This window comes from Pseudothioclava arenosa (genome assembly GCF_002358085.1).
Lineage (GTDB): Bacteria > Pseudomonadota > Alphaproteobacteria > Rhodobacterales > Rhodobacteraceae > Pseudothioclava > Pseudothioclava arenosa.
The window spans coordinates 168050-186317 of the sequence record NZ_NTJD01000003.1; the positions used below are offsets into that span (position 1 = coordinate 168050).

Sequence of the window (18268 nt, forward strand, 5' to 3'; positions counted from 1 at the left end):
ATCCGGCGCGAAGCCCGCCCCCGGTTCACGAGCCCTTGCGCTTGTCCGGCTGGCGGCAGAAGCTGGCGAAAAATGCCGAGGGGAACCATGTTCGACACGATCTTTCTGATGGAATGGGCGCAATTCGCGGTGCGCTGGCTGCATGTGGTGACCGCGATCGCCTGGATCGGGTCGTCTTTCTATTTCATCGCGCTGGACCTTGGGCTGCGACCCGAAGCGGGGGCGCCCAAAGGCGTGCATGGCGCGGCCTGGCAGGTGCATGGCGGGGGCTTTTACCACATCCAGAAATATCTGGTCGCGCCCGAGGCGATGCCGGCGGAGCTGACCTGGTTCAAATGGGAAAGCTACATGACCTGGGTGTCGGGCTTTGCCATGCTGGTACTGCTGTACTGGTTCGGGGCCGAGTTCTACCTGATCGACCCGCGGGTGATGGAGATGCCGATCTGGGCGGGGGTGGCGATCTCGGCGGGGTCGCTGACCATCGGCTGGCTGTTCTATGACTGGCTCTGCAAGTCGCGCTTCGGCGAGGACAACACCAAGCTGATGATCGGGCTTTTCGGCGTGCTGGTGGCGATGAGCTGGGGCTATACGCAGGTGTTCTCGGGGCGCGCGGCGCTGTTGCATATGGGCGCCTTCACCGCGACGATCATGACGGCGAACGTGTTCTTCGTGATCATGCCGAACCAGCGCATCGTGGTGGCCGATCTCAAGGCGGGCCGCACGCCCGACCCGAAATACGGCAAGATCGCCAAGCAGCGCTCGACCCATAACAACTACATCACCCTGCCGGTGATCTTCCTGATGCTGTCGAACCATTACCCGCTGGCTTTTGCCAGCGAATACAACTGGCTGATCTGTTCGCTGGTGTTCCTGATGGGGGTGACGATCCGGCATTTCTTCAACACCCATCACGCGCACAAGGGCTATGTCTGGTGGACCTGGGGGCTGACGGCGGCGCTGTTCGGGGCGATCGTCTGGCTATCCTCCTTTGGCCCGGTCGAGGCCGAGGCCGAAGAGGCGGCGCTGAGCCCCGCACAGGCGCGCTTTGCTGCGGCCGAGGGGTTCGACGAGGTGTCGGATGTCGTGCTCGGGCGCTGCTCGATGTGCCACGCGGCCGAGCCGGGCTACGAGGGAATCGGTCGCGCGCCGCGCGGCGTGCATCTGGAAACCCCCGAGCAGGTCGCCGCCGCCGCGCATCAAATCTATGTGCAGGCCGGCCTGACGCACGCGATGCCGCCCGGCAACCTGAGCTTCATGGAAGACAGCGAGCGTGCGCTGATCCGGCGCTGGTACCGGGGTGTTGTTGCGGGTGAGGCGGGCTGAGTGCGCTTTCGCACCGGGCTGCCCTTGAAGCGGCAGGCGCGCGCAACTAAGACTTGGATAAGGTTCTGCGGCTAACGATGGCCGGGACGAGATTCTGGAAAGGGCAGCCGATGAAAGATCCGATCGACCTCTACATGAACACGCTTGTGCCGATGGTGGTCGAGCAGACCTCGCGCGGCGAGCGGGCCTATGACATCTATTCGCGCCTCCTGAAGGAGCGGATCATCTTTCTGTCGGGGCCGGTTCATGACGGGATGGCGACGCTGATCTGCGCGCAGCTCCTGTTCCTCGAGGCGGAAAACCCCTCGAAGGAAATCGCGATGTATATCAACAGCCCGGGCGGCGTGGTGACCTCGGGCCTGTCGATCTACGACACGATGCAATACATCAAGCCCAAGGTCTCGACGCTGGTGATCGGGCAGGCGGCCTCGATGGGCTCGCTCCTGCTGACCGCGGGCGAAAAGGGGATACGCTTCTCGCTGCCGAACTCGCGCGTGATGGTGCACCAGCCCTCGGGCGGCTATCAGGGTCAGGTCACCGATATCCTGATCCATGCGCGCGAGGTCGAGAACCTCAAGCGTCGTCTGAACGAGATCTACGTCAAGCACACCGGCAACGATTACGCGACCGTCGAGGCGGGGCTCGAGCGCGACAATTTCATGTCGCCCGAAGAGGCCAAAGATTGGGGCCTGATCGACGAGATTCTCGAAAGCCGCCCGCGCAGCGAGGCCTGAGACCCGGCCGGGGCGGCACGTCCTGCCCCGGAAATTTGACATTGTGGTGACGGGGGGGCTGTCCTAGAGTTTGGACAGGCCCACCAGAACGGACCGGCCAGGACGGTCAGGCGCAGAGGAAAGTAATGGCGAACAATTCCGGCTCCGATAGCAAGAACACGCTCTATTGTTCGTTCTGCGGCAAGAGCCAGCACGAGGTGCGCAAGCTGATTGCGGGCCCGACCGTGTTCATCTGTGACGAATGCGTCGAGCTGTGCATGGACATCATCCGCGAGGAAACCAAGTCCTCGGGGCTGAAGGCCACCGATGGCGTGCCGACCCCGCGCGACATCTGCAAGGTGCTGGACGATTACGTGATCGGGCAGGAACACGCCAAGCGCGTGCTCTCGGTCGCGGTGCATAACCACTACAAGCGGCTCAATCACAGCTCGAAATCCGACATCGAGCTGGCCAAGTCGAACATCCTGCTGATCGGCCCGACCGGCTGCGGCAAGACGCTTCTGGCGCAGACGCTGGCGCGCATCCTCGATGTGCCCTTCACCATGGCCGATGCGACCACGCTGACCGAAGCGGGCTACGTGGGCGAGGATGTCGAGAACATCATCCTCAAGCTGCTGCAGGCCTCGGAATACAACGTCGAGCGTGCGCAGCGCGGCATCGTCTATATCGACGAGGTCGACAAGATCACCCGCAAGTCCGACAACCCCTCGATCACCCGCGATGTCTCGGGCGAGGGCGTGCAGCAGGCACTCCTCAAGATCATGGAGGGCACGGTGGCCTCGGTGCCGCCGCAGGGCGGGCGCAAACATCCGCAGCAGGAATTCCTGCAGGTCGACACCACGAACATCCTGTTCATCTGTGGTGGCGCCTTCGCGGGGTTGGAAAAGATCATCGCGCAGCGCGGCAAGGGCTCGGGGATCGGGTTCGGCGCGGCGGTGAAGGACCCGGACGCGCGCGGTGTGGGCGAGCTGTTCAAGGAGCTTGAGCCCGAGGATCTGCTGAAATTCGGCCTGATCCCGGAATTCGTCGGCCGCCTGCCGGTGATCGCGACGCTGACCGATCTGGATGCCGAGGCGCTGGTCACCATCCTGACCGAGCCGAAGAACGCGCTGGTCAAGCAATACCAGCGGCTCTTCGATATCGAGGGCGTGGCGCTCACCTTCACCGAGGACGCGTTGAAGGCGATCGCGAACCGCGCCATCGCCCGCAAGACCGGCGCGCGCGGGCTGCGCTCGATCATGGAAGACATCCTGCTCGACACGATGTTCGAACTGCCCGGCATGGACGGCGTCGAAGAGGTCGTGGTCAACGAGGAAGCCGTCGATCATGCCGAGGTCAAGCCGCTCCTGATCTACGCCGAGAAGGACAAGAAAGAGCCGAAGTCGGCGGGCTGATCTGCGCGTCGAAGCGATTTTCGCAAAGGCGGGCCGGCAATGGCCCGCCTTTTTGCATTCTGGCCGCGGCGTGGGGTCGCGCGGCTACTGGACGCGGGCGGATCCTTCGCTATAAGGGGGGAGAACAGCCCTGCGGAGGATAGATCATGAAATTCCTGCTTCGCCTGCTGACCTGGTGGAATGGCCAGACCCTCGGCACGCAACTCTTTACCGCGCGCAAGGGCGTGAAGGTCGGTGAAGACGCGCAGGGCAATGTCTATTACCAGACCCGCGACGGCAAACGCCGCTGGGTGATCTATAACGGCGAGGTCGAGGCGTCGCGGATTTCGCCCGACTGGCATGGCTGGCTGCACCACACCTTCAAGGAGCCGCCGACCGAATCGCCGCTGCCGCACAAGGCTTGGGAACTTCCGCATCAGGAAAACCTGACCGGCACGCCCGGCGCCTTTGCCCCCGCGGGCTCGCTGCGCCGCGCCGCGCCGGTCGTGCGCCAGGATTATGAGGCCTGGCAGCCCGAATAAGGGCCCGGACAGCGCCATGAGCGAAACCCGTTTGGAAATCGTCACCGGAGCGGCCGTTCTTGCGGCCGCTTTGGGTTTTCTGTTCTGGGCCGGGCGGGGCGCCGAGATTTCGGCGGGCACGGGGCACTACCCGCTGACCGCCTCGTTCCGCTCGGTCGAAGGGGTGACGGTGGGCTCGGATGTGCGGATGGCGGGCGTCAAGGTCGGCACCGTGACCGATCTTGAGCTGAACCCGCAGACCTTCTTCGCCGATGCCGAGATCAGCCTGCGCAAGGACGTGATCCTGCCCGACGATTCGGTGATCCTGATTGCCTCCGAGGGGCTCCTGGGCGGCGCGTTCGTCGAGATCATCCCGGGCGGCAGCCTGACCAACCTGGAGCCTGGCGAAGAGATCCTCGACACGCAAGGCGCGGTCTCGATGCTGGCGCTGATGATGAAATTCGCGGGCGGCGGTTCGGAGGACGGGCAATGATCCGTCTGGCTGCTGTATTGCTGGCCCTTCTCGCGCTGCCTGTGGCCGCGCAAGAGGCCCCTGCGGGGCTGGCCGACGCGCCGGGCGCGGTGCTGCGCGGGCTCGACAAGGTCGCGGGGGCGGCTTCGGATATCGAGCTTCTCTCGGGCCAGACCGTGCCCTATGGCCAGTTGGAAATCACCCTGCGCGAATGCCGCTATCCGCCGGCGGACCCGTCCTCGAACGCCTATGCTTTCGTGACGATCAAGGACACGAGCGCCGAGGCGCAGGTGTTTTCGGGCTGGCTGATCGCCGACAGCCCCGCGCTCTCGGCGCTGGATCATCAGCGCTACGACGTCTGGGCCATCCGCTGCAAGATCGAGTGACCCGATGAGGGCGGCGGCGCGGTGAAATCCGCAGTCCGTTGCAGGGCCTCGGCCAGACGTGCGTGATAGTCCTCGCGCGGAATTTCCACCCCGCCAAGGCTCGCCAGATGTGGCGTCAGGTATTGCGTGTCGAACAGGCAAAACCCGGCGCGCCGCAGCCGGTCCACGGTGTAGGCCAGCGCAACTTTCGAGGCATTGGTCGCGCGTGAAAACATGCTCTCGCCAAAAAAGGCGCCACCCAGGGTGATGCCAAAGATGCCGCCAACCAGATCCTTGCCCGACCAGACCTCGAGCGAATGGGCGAAACCGGCCGCGTGCAGCGCGTCATAGAGCGAGAACAGCGATCCGTTGATCCAGGTCTCGTGGCGATCCGCGCAGCCTTCGACCACGGCCCGGAATGCCTCATTTGTTGAAATAGTGAAAGTTTCACGCCGAATAACCCGCGCGAGCGAGCGTGAAATGTGGAAATTATCCAGAGGGATGATGCCGCGCAGCTTCGGGTCGAACCAATAGAGACGGGTATCCTCGCGGCTTTCGGCCATCGGAAAGATGCCCTGTGCATAGCCTGCCAAGAGCAGTTCCGGACTGAGCCTGTCGGTCATGCGATCCACCTCCTCCGGCGCAGAATGACCGAGGTCGCGGGCAGGTGCAATGCAATGAAAAACGCCCCCGAAGGGGCGTTTTCGTCAGCCGTAGGTGGCTTTCAGCCATTTCTCGAGCCAGTGGATCGAGTAATCCCCGCTCTGGATGTCGGGCTCGGCCAAGAGCTGGTGGAACAGCGGCACCGTGGTATCGACCCCGTCCACGATCAGCTCGCCAAGCGCGCGTTGCAGGCGGGCCAGCGCTTCGGGGCGATCGCGGCCATGCACGATCAGCTTGCCGATCAGGCTGTCGTAATAGGGCGGGATCTTGTAGCCGTCATAGAGCGCGCTATCCATCCGCACGCCCAGGCCACCCGGCGCGTGATACTGGGTGATCTTGCCGGGGCAGGGCGAGAAATTCGGCAGCTTCTCGGCGTTGATGCGCACCTCGATCGCGGCGCCGCGGATCTTCAGGTCTTCCTGACGGAATTCCATTTCCTCGCCAGCGGCGACGCGGATCTGTTCGCGCACCAGATCGACGTCGAAGATCGCCTCGGTGACCGGGTGCTCGACCTGCAGGCGGGTGTTCATTTCGATGAAGAAGAACTCGCCGTCTTCGTAGAGGAACTCGATCGTGCCGGCGCCGGAATATTGCAGCTCGGCCATGGCGTCGGCGCAGATCTTGCCGATGCGGGCGCGTTCCTCGGGGGTGATGCAGGGGCCGGGGGCCTCTTCGAACACCTTCTGGTGGCGGCGCTGCAGCGAGCAGTCGCGCTCGCCCAGATGCACGGCGCGACCGCGACCGTCGCCAAAGACCTGGATCTCGATATGGCGCGGCTTTTGCAGGTAGCGCTCCATATAGACTTCGTCATTGCCGAAGGCGGCCTTGGCCTCGGAGCGCGCGGTGCGGAAGGCGATTTCCAGATCGGCCTCGGAGGTGGCGACCTTCATGCCGCGCCCGCCGCCGCCGGCGGTGGCCTTGATGATCAGCGGATAGCCGATCTCGGCGCCGACGCGCTTGGCGGTCTCGAAATCGGGCACGCCGCCATCCGAGCCGGGCACCACCGGGATGCCGAGGTTCTTGGCGGTTTCCTTCGCGGTGATCTTGTCGCCCATGATACGGATATGGGCGGCCGTGGGGCCGATGAAGGTGATGTCGTGATCTTCGAGCACCTGCACGAAATTGGCGTTTTCCGAAAGGAAGCCATAGCCCGGGTGGATCGCCTGCGCGCCGGTGATTTCACAGGCGGCGACGATCGCCGGGATCGAGAGGTAGCTTTCGGCCGAGGAATTCGGCCCGATGCAGACGCTTTCGTCGGCCATGCGCACATGCATCGCGTCGGCGTCGGCGGTGGAGTGAACCGCGACCGAGGCAATCCCCATCTCGCGGCAGGCGCGGATCACGCGCAGCGCGATCTCGCCACGGTTGGCGATCAGGATCTTGTCGAACATGGGCGCGCCCTCACTCGATGATCATCAGGATGGTGCCGAACTCGACCGGCGTCGCGTCATCGACCAGGATGCGTTTCACGGTGCCCGATTTCGGCGCCGGGATGTGGTTCATGGTTTTCATCGCCTCGACGATCAGCAGCGTCTGGCCTTCCTTGACGGTCGAGCCGACCTTGACGAAGGCCTCCGAGCCGGGCTCGGGCGAGAGGTAGACGGTGCCGACCATCGGCGAGGCCACCGCGCCGGGGTGGCTGGCCGGGTCGTCGGTCGCGGGTGCTGCGGCGGCCGGGGCTGCGGCAGGCGCGGCCGCGGGGGCCGCAGCGGGGGCCGGGGCGGCATAGGCCACCGGGGCCTGCACGATGGTCGCCTGCTTCACAACGCGGACTTCGAGACTGTCATCCTCGCCATATTCGCGCACCACAGCGATCTCGGTCAGATCGTTCTGGTTCAGCAGTTCAGCCAACGCCTGAATGAAGGCCACATCGTTGTCGCGGGTGTTTTTGGTCATGCCATCCTCGAAAGGTGCGTTATGGGATTGGCCCGTCTTCTGCGGGCCATTCGATCCCGGGCGTTATACGCCAGCGGGAGACCGAGGGGAAGCGAGAACGACTGACGCAGGGGTAACGGTGCCTGCGTTGGGGGCGCGGCGGGCCGCAGGGCGTGCCGTGGGGCGGATTCTTCGCGATTGTGACAGAATCAGCGGGTTAGGCTGACCTTGGGGTCTTCCGGCGCCTTCAGGCTGGCCCAGCCGTCGGGCTGCGATGGCGCAGGGCGTTCCTCGTGGCGCGGTGCCTCGGCCTGCAGCGCTTGTGCCGGGTCGGGGGCATCCTCGGGCACCTCCGGCGTGGGGTCCTCGATCGCTTCGGGCGGCGCAAGCTGCTCGGCGGCCATGGCCTCGAGTGGCGTGATTTTGAAGGTCGGCGGTGGCCCGGTCGGCGCCTCGGGGTCCGGCGGTGGTTCGGGCATCAGCCCGCTCTCGCTGGAGCGCCCCGCGCCATCACCAGCCGCCTCGGCGCCTGTCGCCCCGCGATAGAGCCCGGCCTGCGTGCCGACATCCGCCGCCAGCCCGCCTTGCGCCGAAGTCGATTGCCCCGCCGGTTCGACGGTCGTCGCCGGCGCCTTCTTCGGTGTCGCAGGCGTCATCAGCGGCGACCAGCCGATCTGGGGCATCAAGCCCGAAATCTGGTCCATCCCCAACTCCTCGCACAAAACACCCCCACCAACGGGAATCCTGCGCGCCAAGAGTAAACCGAAGGTGAATCCGGGCGGGTTTTCGCAAGGCTTGGTTAACGGCTGGGCTCTAGCGGCCGGGGTCCGGGGCCAAAAGCCGCGTGAACAGCATTTCCAGGTAGCTTTCGGCCTCGATGAACGGGTCATGGCCCGGCCCGAGAATGGCGCGCACCTGCACGTCGAAATCGGCGTAATGCTGGGTCAGTGCCCAGATCGAAAAGATCAGGTGATAAGGATCGACCGGCGCGATCCGGCCGTCCTCGGACCAGCCGCGGATCATCGCGGCCTTGGCATCCACCAACGCCTTGAGGTCGCCCGAGAGCCCCGCCAGCACATGCGGCGCGCCCTGCAGCATCTCATTTGCGAAGAGCCGGCTTTCGCGCGGCATCTCCTGGCTCATCTCGAGCTTGCGGCGCACGTAGCGCAGGATTTCCTCGCGCGGCTCTCCGGCGGCGTCCATCGCCCGCAGCGGCGCCAGCCAGTCGTCCATCAGCTCCGAGAGCAACTCGATGTGGATCGCTTCCTTCGAGGGGAAATAGTACAGCAGGTTCGGTTTCGACAGCCCCGCTGCCTTGGCGATCTGGTCGAGCGTCGAGCCGCGAAACCCGAAGGCCGAGAACACCTCCAGCCCGGCCTCCAGAATGGTCTCGCGATTGCGCTTCTGGATGCGGGTCTGCGGACGCTGGGCCGCGCCGACGGGCTTGCTGGGCTTGCTCTGGGTCACGCGTTTCCTCCTCGCTCGGCGGGCTTGTACAGGAGTGCTTGACAGCGATCAACGGCGGGCGTTCCCTGTCGCTCGCCGCCGCGCAAGTGCCGTTTTGGATTCCTTGACTACCCTTAACCCTGTGTTAGCGTGGCGCTGACCGTCTGGTCAAATCCGGACATTAAAGAACTGGGTGCGGCAGGGGCCGGCCCGAACCCCAAGGAGACAGCGATGGCGCTTGATCGCAATACGCCCAACGACCTGAATGCTTTCTGGATGCCGTTCACCGCGAACCGCCAGTTCAAGAAGGCGCCGCGCCTTCTGGCTTCGGCAAAAGACATGCATTATTTCACCACCGACGGTCGCCAGGTGCTTGATGGCACGGCGGGCCTGTGGTGCTGCAACGCGGGCCATTGCCGCCCGAAGATCACCGAGGCGATCCAGAAGCAGGTCGCCGAGCTTGACTATGCGCCGCCCTTCCAGATGGGCCACCCGGTCGCTTTCGAACTGGCCAACCGGCTGGTCGATATCGCGCCCGAGGGCATCGACCACGCCTTCTTCACCAACTCCGGCTCGGAATCGGTCGAGACCGCGCTCAAGATCGCGCTGGCCTATCACCGCGCCCGCGGCGAGGGCACCCGCACCCGTCTGATCGGCCGTGAAAAGGGCTATCATGGCGTGAACTTCGGCGGCATCTCGGTGGGCGGGCTTGTCAACAATCGCCGCATGTTCGGCACGCTGCTGGCCGGTGTCGACCACCTGCCGCACACGCATCTGCCCGAGAACGCCTTTACCCGTGGCCAGCCCGAGCATGGTGCGAACCTCGCCGATGAGCTGGAGCGCATCGTCGCGCTGCATGGCGCCGAGACCATCGCCGCCGTTATCGTCGAGCCGATGTCGGGCTCGGCCGGCGTGATCCTGCCGCCCAAGGGCTATCTGCAGCGCCTGCGCGACATCACCAAGAAGCACGGCATCCTGCTGATCTTCGACGAAGTGATCACCGGCTTCGGCCGCCTCGGCTCGGCCTTTGCCTCGCAGCATTACGGCGTCACGCCGGACATGATGACCACGGCCAAGGGCCTGACCAACGGCGTCATCCCGATGGGCGCGGTGCTGGTCTCGGGTGAGATCTACGACACGTTCATGACCGGCCCCGAGCACATGATCGAGCTGTTCCACGGCTATACCTACTCGGGCAACCCGGTGGCCTCGGCCGCGGGGATCGCGACGCTCGAAACCTATCGCGAAGAGGCGCTGTTCGAGCGCGCCGCCGAGATGGCGCCCTATTGGGAGGACGCGCTGCACAGCCTCAAGGGGGCGCGCCACGTGATCGACGTGCGCAACACCGGTCTGGTCGGCGCGATCGAGCTGGAGCCGCTTCCGGGCGAGCCGACGAAGCGCGCCTTCAACGCCTTCCTGCAGGCCTATGAAAAGGGCATCCTGATCCGCACCACGGGCGATATCATCGCGATGAGCCCGCCGCTGATCATCGAGAAAGAGCATATCGACCAGCTGATCGGCACGATCGGCGAGGTTCTGGCGACGCTCGACTAAGGCCCGCCTCCGCGCAAAAGCGGCCCGCTCCGGCAGATCCGGGGCGGGCCGTTTGCGTTTCAGCCTTTGTTAATCGGCGTTTGCCAGACTGTCTGCGACTGGAGGTAACGGATGCAAAAGGTCGAGGTGCGCGCGGAAGGGGATTTCCCCGCCTGGTTGCTCTGGGGCGGCGGGGCGGTTCTGGTGGCGCTGGTGGCGGGGCTGTTTTTCCTGACCTGGAAAAGCCAGTTTGCGGCACCGCCCGGGTATCTGTTCGGGACGCCGAGCCTCGGGGCCGAGGCGGGCTATTGCTTGGCGGTGGCGCAGGATGTCTCGCCCGGAGGCGCGCCTTCGGGCAGCTATTTCGACGAGGCGGCGCAGTTCTGGCTTGGGCGGCTTAAGGGCTATGATGCGCCAATGGGGGAGGAGATCGCGGCGGGGCGCGCGAAGCTGGGCGCCGATCTGGGGATATTCGACGGGCCCGATCGGGTCTGGCTGCGCGACGCGATGGAGGTCTGTTCGCGCCGCGCGCTCAATTACGGGGCCAAATTCCGCTCGCTCGGGTGACCCGAACGGAAACGACGTTGCGGCACCTCGGGCCGGATTTGATGCCGATCAGTTTTCGCACAAGTTTTCGTGCCATATGATGGGCTTGCGCGGTGAAGCCGTGTGGACTGCTTTGAGGAGGCAAAGATGCGTTATGTTCAGAAATTCATGGTGGCGGGGCTGAGCGCGGTCGTCCTCGCGCTGGCGGCCTGTGCGCCGATGCCGAGCGGCGACATGCAATGCGAAGGCGGCGTGAGCGACATCAGCGATATGGCGGCGGTTGTTCCGTCGGAGTGCTGAGACCCCTTTGAAAATCCGGCGCGCCGTGTAAATCTCTCGCAAAGGCAGTCTGTTAGCGGTTAAGTTGCAGGCTGAGAGGGGGAGAAGGCATGGCGCGCTCTGCATTGACCGGCACGCGCATCCGCGAAAGACGGACGGCGCTGGGCCTGAAACAGGCGGATCTGGCGCGCGCGGTCGGCGTGTCGGCGGCCTATATCAACCTCATCGAACATAACCGGCGCCGGGTCGGCGACGAGCTTCTGGACAAGCTTGCGCGGGTGCTGGGGGCCGAGCCCGTGGCGCTGGCAGAAGGCGCCGAGGGGGCGCTCTTTGAGGGGCTGCGCGAAGCGGCCGCGGGGGGCGATGCGCCGGTCAGCCAGGCCGAGCTGGAGCGGATCGAAGAATTTGTCGGCCGCTTCCCGGGCTGGGCGGCGGTGCTGGCCGCGCGGCAGAAGCGCGTGACTGAACTGGAGCGCGTGCTAGAGGATTATTCCGAACGCATGGCGCAGGACCCGTTCCTGCTGACCTCGCTGCACGAGGTGATCTCGGCGGTGACGGGGCTGCGTTCGACGGCGGCAATTCTGGTCGAGACCGAAGATATCGAGCTCGAGTGGCGGGCGCGGTTCCTCGCCACGATCCAGGAGGAAAGCCTGCGCCTCTCGGACACGGCCGAGGCGCTGGTGGGCTATCTGGACGCCGAGGAACAGGCCGAGACCGGCCTGGCCACGCCGCTCGAACAGGTCGAGGCCTGGCTCGAGGCGCGTAACTGGCACCTGACTGAGCTGGAGGCCGCCGATCCGCCCGCGCATGAACGGCTGATCGACGGCGTGCCCGAACTGGCCTCGGGGGCCGCGCGCAAACTTGCGCTGGCCCATATCGCGCAGGTCGCGGCCGATGCGCGCGCGCTGCCCTTGCCCGAGATGACCCGCGCATTGGCGGCGCTTGGGCCCGATCCGGCGGCGCTTGCAGCGCGCTTCGGCGTGTCGTTGGGGACGGTGTTTCGCCGGCTTGCGGCGCTCCCCGAGGGGGTGCCCGGCCTGCCGCCGCTGGGGCTGGTGATCTGCGATGCCTCCGGGACGCTCACGTTTCGGCGTCCGGCGCCGGGCTTCGCGCTGCCGCGCTTTGGTGCGGCCTGTCCGCTCTGGCCACTGTTCGAGGCGCTGTCGCGGCCGATGCAGCCGATCCGCGCGCTGGTCGATATGGCCGGGCGCCTGCCGCAGCGCTATCTGAGCTATGCCTATTGCCAGCCGCGCGCTCCGGGCGGGTTCGACGGGCCGGTGCTGATGGAGGCGATGATGCTGATTCTGCCGCCCCCCGACACGCCTGAAATCGCCACTGGCCCAGCCCGGCTGATCGGGTCGAGCTGCCGGATCTGTCCGCGCGCGGCCTGTGCTGGCCGACGCGAGCCTTCGATTATGGGCGAAGCCTAGCGAGGCGTTTGACAGTTCGCCCGCCGCCCGCAATAGTTGAACGGGGGAGGACGCCGTGGAAAAGCATCATGTGCTTCTCATTGAGGATGAGCCGAACATCGCGGAGGCGATCCGATTCATTCTGAAACGTGCGGGTTGGGAGGTTTCGATTCGGTCCGACGGGGCGCAGGCTTTGTCGGCTGTTGAAGACTTGCGCCCCGATGTACTTATTCTCGACCTGATGTTGCCGGGGCTTTCCGGCATCGAGATCCTGTCGCGGCTGCGCGCGCGCAGTGACTTCGCCGATTTGCCGGTGCTGATGCTGACCGCCCGCGGGCAATCGCGGGACCGCGAGGCGGCGCAGCGCGCGGGCGCCACGGCCTTCCTGTCGAAACCCTTCGCGAATTCGGAACTGTGCGAGATGCTCGGGCGGATCGTCGCGCCGGAGACCACCCCCGATGCCTAAGTCCAGCCAGCCGGTTTTCCTCGCGCGCCGGTCCTATCGGCGGCGGCGCAAGATGGATGCGGCGCGGCTGCTGCCGATCGGCGGTGCGGTGATCTTCATGCTGCCCGTTGCCTGGGAACCGGCCAGCACGCCTGTGCCCGATACCGCGCGTGGGTTGGTCTATATCTTTGCCTCCTGGGTGATGCTGATCCTGGCGGCGCTGATCCTCGCGCGGGGGCTGGCGCCGACCTATGACGAGGAGGAAACGGCCGAGGGCTCGGGCGTGCTGCGCCGCCGCGACGCGGGCGGGGGGGCTGCTCCGCGCGCAACCGAGCCGCCGCCCGAGGAGTGACGCGCCATGCCCTTCAACATGCTCGTCGCCTTCTGCCTGCTCTACGTCATCATGCTCTTCGCCGTGGCCTATTTCGCCGAGCGGCGGGCGCAGCGCGGGCGGCTGAAATTCCTGCATTCGCCGATCATCTACACGCTTTCGCTGTCGATCTATTGCACCGCTTGGACGTTTTACGGCGCGGTGGGCTATGCGGCGCGTTCGGGGCTTGAGTTCGTCACCATCTATCTCGGCCCGACGCTGGTCTTCATCGGCTGGTGGTGGATCCTGCGCAAGCTGGTGCGGATCGGCCGGGCGCAGCGGGTGACCTCGATCGCCGACCTGATCTCGTCGCGCTATGGCAAGTCGAACTCGCTGGGGGTGATCGTCACGCTGATGTCGGTGGCCTCGGCCACGCCCTATATCGCGTTGCAGCTGCAATCGGTGACACTGAGCTTTGGGGTCTTCGCCGCCGACACGCCCGAATTCTGGGTGATGTCGGGGCAGGGCGAGGCCGCGCTCTGGATCGCGGGCGGGCTCGCGGTGTTCACGATCCTGTTCGGCACGCGCAACCTCGATGCCAATGAGCGCCACCACGGCGTGGTGATGGCCATTGCGCTTGAGGCGGTGGTCAAGCTTGTGGCGCTGGTGGCGGTAGGGGTTTTCGTCGTCTGGGGGCTTGCGGGCGGGGTGGCCGATGTCCTCGACAAGGTCGCGGCCTCGCCGATAGCGGATTGGAACCTGAAGCCGGGCCGGTTCGCAGGGCTGATCTTTGTGTCGGCGGCGGCGATCCTGACCTTGCCGCGGATGTTTCAGGTGCTGGTCGTCGAGAACGTGAGTGAGCGTCACCTTGCCACCGCCAGCTGGGCCTTTCCGGCCTATCTGATGATGATGAGCCTCTTCGTCCTGCCAATCGCGGTGGTCGGGCTTGAGCGGATGCCGCCGGGCACCAATCCGGATCTTTTCGTGCTGACGCTGCCCCTGTCCGAAGGCCAGGGCAAGCTCGCGCTGCTGGCGTTTCTGGGCGGGTTTTCCTCGGCCACCTCGATGGTGATCGTGGCGGCGATTGCGCTGGCGACGATGGTCTCGAACCATATCGTCACGCCGCTCTGGCTCGCTTTGCGGCGTCAGAGCGTGCGCGAAAGCGGCGATGTGCGCGGGCTCGTGCTGACCTCGCGGCGGGTCTCGATCGCGGGCGTGCTGGCGATGGGCTATACCTATTACCACCTCTCGGGCGGCTCCGAGGCGCTGGCCGCCATTGGCCTGATCGCCTTCGTCGGTGCGGCGCAGGTTCTGCCCGCGCTTTTGGGCGGGATCTTCTGGCGTGGGGCGACCCATGTCGGTGCGCGTGCGGGGCTCCTGATTGGTTTTGCGATCTGGCTTTACACGCTGTTTCTGCCCTCGGTCGGTACCAGCGGCTGGATCTCGGCCAGCGTCATGGCCGAGGGGCTCTTCGGCATCGACTGGCTGCGCCCGCACGCGCTTTTCGGCTTTACCGGGCTCGATCCGCTGCTCCATGCTCTGATGTGGTCCTTGCTTCTCAACACCTTGGCGTTCCTCATCTTTTCGATGTCGAGCTTCCCGCCGCCGATGGAGCGGCTGCAGGGGCTGGCCTTTGTCAACGTGTTCGACCAGGCGCCCAATGCGCGCGGCTGGACGCGCGGGCAGGCCGACGCCGAAGACCTTCTGTCGATGTCGCAGCGCATCCTTGGCGTCAGCGAGGCGCAGAAGTTCTTTCAGTCCGAGGCGGCGGCACAGGGAAAGACCGGTTTTCTGCCCGATACCACGCCCGAATTCATCACAACGCTTGAACGCGAGCTGGCCGGCTCGGTCGGGGCGGCCACGGCGCACGCGATGATCGCGCAGCTTTCGGGGGGCAGTTCGGTCTCGGTGCAGGACCTGATCGCGGTGGCGGGTGAGGCGGCCGAGATCAAGGAATATTCCGCCCAGCTCGAAGCCAAGTCCGAGGAGCTCGCGCGCACCGCCCGCGCGCTGCGCGAGGCCAATGACAAGCTGACCGAGCTGTCGGTGCAGAAAGACGCCTTCCTCGGCCAGATCAGCCATGAATTACGCACGCCGATGACCTCGATCCGGGCGTTCTCGGAGATCCTGATGGAGCCCGACCTGCCCGAGGAGATGCGCCAGAAATACGGCGAGATCATCCATGAAGAGGCGCGCCGACTGACCCGCCTGCTCGACGATCTGCTCGACCTGTCGGTGCTGGAAAACCGCCGCGTACAGCTTAATATCGGGGCGGCGAACCTGCATGACCTGCTGTCAAAAGCGGTGCAGGCGGCGGGCTCCACCCGGCCCGAGCGCAAGTTCCGCATCGAGCGCGATCCGAGCGTTGAACACATGGCGGTGTTCACCGATACCGACCGGCTGTTGCAGGTGTTCATCAATCTTGTTTCCAACGCCCGCAAATATTGCGACGCCGAGCTGCCGAAGCTGCGCATCGAGGTGCGCAAGCGCGGCCCGCGCGTGCAGATCGACTTCATCGACAACGGCTCTGGCATCCCGAAAAAGGCGCAGGCGCTGATCTTCGAGAAATTCGCGCGTCTGACCGATACCTCGCGCGCGGGCGGGGCGGGGCTGGGGCTGGCGATCTGCCGCGAGATCATGGCCAATCTGGGCGGCACGATCGACTACCTGCCGGGGCAGGGCGGGGCGGCGTTCCGGGTGACCTTGCCGCTGCGCTATTCCGAGGCCGAGGCGCGCGCGGTGATGGAGGGGTGAAAGCCCTTCCCATTTCAATGATTTATAAACCCTGATCTGCGAATCCTTGTCCCGAATGCCCCCGTCTGGGGTCGGCAGGTCAGGATGGCAGAGCAAAACGGCAACACGGTGGTGCGCAGGAAGGCCGAGGCGGGCAAGCTCGCCCCGGATGCGGCACCCATGACGGCGGAGCGTGCGATCGGGCAGGCGCTGGCGCGGGTTGCGCAGGATCAGCTTGAGTTGCCGCTGCATGTGCACGCGCTGAAAGAGGCGCGAATGACGCTCGCGGACCTGCCCGAGCTGTTCCAGGACCTGTCACTTTACACGCTGCTCGAAGGGCCGAAAGAGGGGCTGGGGCTGATGGTCCTGCCGCCCGACACGCTGGCCGCGCTGATCGAGATGCAGACGATGGGGCGGCTGAGCACAACGCCGCCCGCGCCGCGCCGCCCGACCCGGATCGATGCCGCGATGGCCGCCGATTTCGTCGACGGCGTTCTGGCCGAGATCGAGGCGCAACTGGCCGAGCATGACGCAATCACTTGGGCGGGCGGGTTCCGCTATGGCTCGTATCTTGATGATCCGCGCCCGATCGGCCTGATGTTCGAGGATATTTCCTATCGCGTCTGGACGATCGAGATGGGGTTTGGTCCGGGCGGCGACCGCGCGGGGCGGCTGATCTGGGCGGTGCCCGCGACCGGGCGCGGGGCGCGGCCGCGTCCCGCCGCTGCGCCGGAAGCCTCCGAGATCACGGCGCTTGCCTCCGAGTTTGGCGCGGACGAGGCAGAGCTTTGGCATGCGCAGATGGAGGCGGTGGTCAAGGGGGCGCCCGCCGAGTTGCTGGCGGTTCTGCAGCGTGTGCAGCTGCCCTTGCAGGCGGTGATGTCATTTCGGCCGGGGCTGGAAATTCCGCTCTCGGCTGCGTGTCTCGAACAGGTGCGGGTCGAGGGCGGCGGGCGCAGGCTTCTGAGTTTCGCGCGGCTGGGTCAGCAAAATGGCGCGCGGGCGCTGCGCTTGCGAGACCGCGAGGCTGAGCCAGCGGCGGTCAATCGTGGGCGGCGGCGGGACGACACGGATTGGTCACGGGCGGGGCAAAGCCCGTTTCCCGCGATGGACCCGGCCGAGGTGCCCGAGCTGGGCACGCTGTCGGGGCTGGGCGCACCGGAGGCCCAGGCCTACGACCTGCCCGGCAATCTGGCTATGGCCGCGCCGATGGAGGGGCTCGCGCTGGATGGGTTCGACCCGGCCACGCTTGACCCGGAGGCGCTCAAGACCGGGTCCGATAGGTGATGCTCAGCCGTCCTCGGGTGCGGTGTCGAGCCGGGCAAGCTGTTCCTTGAACATCGGCGCGATCGCCATGCCCATGCCCATCGCCAGCACGAAAAGCCAGCCCTGCCAGCCGCCAAAGGAGAGCGATCCAAGCGCCGGGCCCGGGCAGAGCCCCGCCAGCCCCCAGCCCACGCCGAACATCAGAGACCCAAACACGAGGTTACGATCAACGAGCTTCGGCGGCGCTTCGGGCATCGGCAGGCCGATCAGGGTCTGCGCGCGGCGTTTGGCGAACGCCCAGGCGATCATCATCACGCCGACGGCGCCGGCTAGCACGAAGGCCAGCGTCGGATCCCATTCGCCGAACACGTCAAGCCAGCCCTGCACCTTGCGCGTGTCGACCATGCCCGCGACCAGAAGCCCCGCGCCGAACAGCCCGCCCGAGAGGAAAGCAAAGAAATTGCGCATCAGATCACTCCCAGCAGGTGGCGCCCGACGATCAGCGCCAGCCCGCCGCCGATCAGGTAGAACACCGTCGCCGTGATCCCGCGCAGCGAAAACCGCGAGATCCCGCAGACGCCATGCCCCGAGGTGCAGCCATTCGCGATCCGCGTGCCGATCCCGACCAGAAGCCCCGCGATCACCAGCACCGCGATATTCGAGGTCACCTTGGTGTCGACCACCTGATACAGCGGCACCAGAAGCGGCGGGATCGCCACCAGCCCCGCAAGAAAGGCGAAACGCTCCGAGGTGGAATCGCGCCCGCTGCCGTCCACCAGCCCGCCCAGAATGCCGCTTGCGCCCATGATCCGGCCATTGACCAGCAGATAAATCGCCGCGCCAAGGCCGATCATCAGGCCTCCGACGAGGCCCCAGATCCAGTCCTGTTCCATCGTGATATCCCTTGTCGCGGCGCGTCTCCCGGCGCCGCAGTTCCGGGGCTACCGTATCGGGGCAGGTGTATGATCGGCAAGC

The 18268-nt window shown here is 65.7% G+C and carries 21 protein-coding genes; 14 read left to right on the forward strand and 7 right to left on the reverse strand.

What is annotated here, in order from left to right:
• The first annotated feature begins 87 nt into the window (after nt 1-87).
• The 6 genes from CLN94_RS05080 (at nt 88) to CLN94_RS05105 (ending at nt 4809) form a co-directional block, all read left to right on the forward strand.
• Nucleotides 88-1323, forward strand: coding sequence for a urate hydroxylase PuuD (locus CLN94_RS05080; protein WP_096431820.1), 1236 nt, complete (start codon nt 88-90; stop codon nt 1321-1323).
• Between the two features lie 110 nt (nt 1324-1433).
• Nucleotides 1434-2057, forward strand: coding sequence for an ATP-dependent Clp protease proteolytic subunit (locus tag CLN94_RS05085; protein ID WP_096431822.1), 624 nt, complete (start codon nt 1434-1436; stop codon nt 2055-2057).
• 125 nt (nt 2058-2182) lie between these two features.
• A complete protein-coding gene (clpX, locus tag CLN94_RS05090) occupies nt 2183-3451 on the forward strand; it encodes an ATP-dependent Clp protease ATP-binding subunit ClpX (protein ID WP_096431824.1) in 1269 nt (422 codons plus the stop codon).
• A gap of 146 nt (nt 3452-3597) precedes the next feature.
• Nucleotides 3598-3972 carry an NADH:ubiquinone oxidoreductase subunit NDUFA12 gene (locus CLN94_RS05095; protein WP_096431826.1) on the forward strand — a complete coding sequence of 125 codons (375 nt, stop codon included), beginning with the start codon at nt 3598-3600 and terminating at the stop codon, nt 3970-3972.
• A 16-nt stretch (nt 3973-3988) separates the two neighbouring features.
• On the forward strand, nt 3989-4444 hold the full coding sequence (gene mlaD, locus CLN94_RS05100; RefSeq protein WP_096431828.1) for an outer membrane lipid asymmetry maintenance protein MlaD: 456 nt from the start codon (nt 3989-3991) through the stop codon (nt 4442-4444).
• Nucleotides 4441-4809, forward strand: coding sequence for a DUF2155 domain-containing protein (locus CLN94_RS05105; RefSeq protein ID WP_096431830.1), 369 nt, complete (start codon nt 4441-4443; stop codon nt 4807-4809). The genes mlaD and CLN94_RS05105 overlap by 4 nt, the downstream gene beginning before the upstream one ends.
• Here CLN94_RS05105 and aat read toward each other — a convergent pair.
• The 5 genes from aat to CLN94_RS05130 form a co-directional block, all read right to left on the reverse strand.
• The gene (gene aat, locus CLN94_RS05110) at nt 4773-5411 is read right to left on the reverse strand and encodes a leucyl/phenylalanyl-tRNA--protein transferase (RefSeq protein ID WP_096431832.1); all 639 of its coding nucleotides are present in this window, start codon (nt 5409-5411) and stop codon (nt 4773-4775) included. The genes CLN94_RS05105 and aat overlap by 37 nt on opposite strands.
• Nucleotides 5412-5495: 84 nt before the next feature.
• On the reverse strand, nt 5496-6842 hold the full coding sequence (gene accC / locus CLN94_RS05115) for an acetyl-CoA carboxylase biotin carboxylase subunit (protein ID WP_096431834.1): 1347 nt from the start codon (nt 6840-6842) through the stop codon (nt 5496-5498).
• A gap of 10 nt (nt 6843-6852) precedes the next feature.
• A complete protein-coding gene (accB, locus tag CLN94_RS05120; RefSeq protein WP_096431836.1) occupies nt 6853-7347 on the reverse strand; it encodes an acetyl-CoA carboxylase biotin carboxyl carrier protein in 495 nt (164 codons plus the stop codon).
• A gap of 188 nt (nt 7348-7535) precedes the next feature.
• Entirely contained in the window at nt 7536-8030 is a 495-nt protein-coding gene (locus CLN94_RS05125) for a hypothetical protein (protein ID WP_096431838.1), read from the reverse strand.
• Nucleotides 8031-8139: 109 nt separating this feature from the next.
• Nucleotides 8140-8793, reverse strand: a complete 654-nt coding sequence (locus CLN94_RS05130) for a TetR family transcriptional regulator C-terminal domain-containing protein (protein ID WP_096431840.1) — start codon at nt 8791-8793, stop codon at nt 8140-8142.
• Between the two features lie 210 nt (nt 8794-9003).
• On the opposite strand from CLN94_RS05130, the gene aptA reads away from it, so the two are divergent.
• The 8 genes from aptA (at nt 9004) to CLN94_RS05165 (ending at nt 17314) form a co-directional block, all read left to right on the forward strand.
• Nucleotides 9004-10326, forward strand: coding sequence for an omega-aminotransferase AptA (aptA, locus tag CLN94_RS05135; protein WP_096432211.1), 1323 nt, complete (start codon nt 9004-9006; stop codon nt 10324-10326).
• A gap of 111 nt (nt 10327-10437) precedes the next feature.
• Nucleotides 10438-10872: a hypothetical protein gene (locus CLN94_RS05140; protein WP_096431842.1), complete on the forward strand. Its 435-nt coding sequence runs from the start codon at nt 10438-10440 to the stop codon at nt 10870-10872.
• Nucleotides 10873-10998: 126 nt separating this feature from the next.
• Nucleotides 10999-11151, forward strand: a complete 153-nt coding sequence (locus tag CLN94_RS13945; protein ID WP_179300238.1) for a hypothetical protein — start codon at nt 10999-11001, stop codon at nt 11149-11151.
• Between the two features lie 89 nt (nt 11152-11240).
• Nucleotides 11241-12560 carry a helix-turn-helix transcriptional regulator gene (locus tag CLN94_RS05145; protein ID WP_096431844.1) on the forward strand — a complete coding sequence of 440 codons (1320 nt, stop codon included), beginning with the start codon at nt 11241-11243 and terminating at the stop codon, nt 12558-12560.
• A 55-nt stretch (nt 12561-12615) separates the two neighbouring features.
• Nucleotides 12616-13005 carry a response regulator transcription factor gene (locus CLN94_RS05150; protein ID WP_096431846.1) on the forward strand — a complete coding sequence of 130 codons (390 nt, stop codon included), beginning with the start codon at nt 12616-12618 and terminating at the stop codon, nt 13003-13005.
• A complete protein-coding gene (locus CLN94_RS05155; protein ID WP_245845104.1) occupies nt 12998-13336 on the forward strand; it encodes a hypothetical protein in 339 nt (112 codons plus the stop codon). Before CLN94_RS05150 ends, CLN94_RS05155 begins: the two co-directional genes overlap by 8 nt.
• 6 nt (nt 13337-13342) lie before the next feature.
• Nucleotides 13343-16048 carry a sensor histidine kinase gene (locus CLN94_RS05160; protein ID WP_096431848.1) on the forward strand — a complete coding sequence of 902 codons (2706 nt, stop codon included), beginning with the start codon at nt 13343-13345 and terminating at the stop codon, nt 16046-16048.
• An 84-nt stretch (nt 16049-16132) separates the two neighbouring features.
• Nucleotides 16133-17314 carry a FliM/FliN family flagellar motor switch protein gene (locus CLN94_RS05165; RefSeq protein WP_096431850.1) on the forward strand — a complete coding sequence of 394 codons (1182 nt, stop codon included), beginning with the start codon at nt 16133-16135 and terminating at the stop codon, nt 17312-17314.
• Between the two features lie 3 nt (nt 17315-17317).
• Here CLN94_RS05165 and CLN94_RS05170 read toward each other — a convergent pair whose 3' ends face one another.
• Complete coding sequence (locus tag CLN94_RS05170; protein ID WP_342744525.1) at nt 17318-17761, reverse strand: DUF6691 family protein; 444 nt, start codon at nt 17759-17761, stop codon at nt 17318-17320.
• On the reverse strand, nt 17761-18186 hold the full coding sequence (locus CLN94_RS05175; RefSeq protein ID WP_096431854.1) for a YeeE/YedE family protein: 426 nt from the start codon (nt 18184-18186) through the stop codon (nt 17761-17763). The genes CLN94_RS05170 and CLN94_RS05175 overlap by 1 nt, the downstream gene beginning before the upstream one ends.
• Nucleotides 18187-18268: the final 82 nt, after the last annotated feature.

Coding starts and splice junctions, on each gene's coding strand:
- CLN94_RS05080 (WP_096431820.1), top strand. CDS start 88: ATGTTCGACACGATCTTTCTGATGGAATGGGCGCAATTCGCGGTGCGC.
- CLN94_RS05085 (WP_096431822.1), top strand. CDS start 1,434: ATGAAAGATCCGATCGACCTCTACATGAACACGCTTGTGCCGATGGTG.
- clpX (WP_096431824.1), top strand. CDS start 2,183: ATGGCGAACAATTCCGGCTCCGATAGCAAGAACACGCTCTATTGTTCG.
- CLN94_RS05095 (WP_096431826.1), top strand. CDS start 3,598: ATGAAATTCCTGCTTCGCCTGCTGACCTGGTGGAATGGCCAGACCCTC.
- mlaD (WP_096431828.1), top strand. CDS start 3,989: ATGAGCGAAACCCGTTTGGAAATCGTCACCGGAGCGGCCGTTCTTGCG.
- CLN94_RS05105 (WP_096431830.1), top strand. CDS start 4,441: ATGATCCGTCTGGCTGCTGTATTGCTGGCCCTTCTCGCGCTGCCTGTG.
- aat (WP_096431832.1), bottom strand. CDS start 5,411: ATGACCGACAGGCTCAGTCCGGAACTGCTCTTGGCAGGCTATGCACAG.
- accC (WP_096431834.1), bottom strand. CDS start 6,842: ATGTTCGACAAGATCCTGATCGCCAACCGTGGCGAGATCGCGCTGCGC.
- accB (WP_096431836.1), bottom strand. CDS start 7,347: ATGACCAAAAACACCCGCGACAACGATGTGGCCTTCATTCAGGCGTTG.
- CLN94_RS05125 (WP_096431838.1), bottom strand. CDS start 8,030: ATGGACCAGATTTCGGGCTTGATGCCCCAGATCGGCTGGTCGCCGCTG.
- aptA (WP_096432211.1), top strand. CDS start 9,004: ATGGCGCTTGATCGCAATACGCCCAACGACCTGAATGCTTTCTGGATG.
- CLN94_RS05140 (WP_096431842.1), top strand. CDS start 10,438: ATGCAAAAGGTCGAGGTGCGCGCGGAAGGGGATTTCCCCGCCTGGTTG.
- CLN94_RS13945 (WP_179300238.1), top strand. CDS start 10,999: ATGCGTTATGTTCAGAAATTCATGGTGGCGGGGCTGAGCGCGGTCGTC.
- CLN94_RS05145 (WP_096431844.1), top strand. CDS start 11,241: ATGGCGCGCTCTGCATTGACCGGCACGCGCATCCGCGAAAGACGGACG.
- CLN94_RS05155 (WP_245845104.1), top strand. CDS start 12,998: ATGCCTAAGTCCAGCCAGCCGGTTTTCCTCGCGCGCCGGTCCTATCGG.
- CLN94_RS05160 (WP_096431848.1), top strand. CDS start 13,343: ATGCCCTTCAACATGCTCGTCGCCTTCTGCCTGCTCTACGTCATCATG.
- CLN94_RS05165 (WP_096431850.1), top strand. CDS start 16,133: ATGGCAGAGCAAAACGGCAACACGGTGGTGCGCAGGAAGGCCGAGGCG.
- CLN94_RS05170 (WP_342744525.1), bottom strand. CDS start 17,761: ATGCGCAATTTCTTTGCTTTCCTCTCGGGCGGGCTGTTCGGCGCGGGG.
- CLN94_RS05175 (WP_096431854.1), bottom strand. CDS start 18,186: ATGGAACAGGACTGGATCTGGGGCCTCGTCGGAGGCCTGATGATCGGC.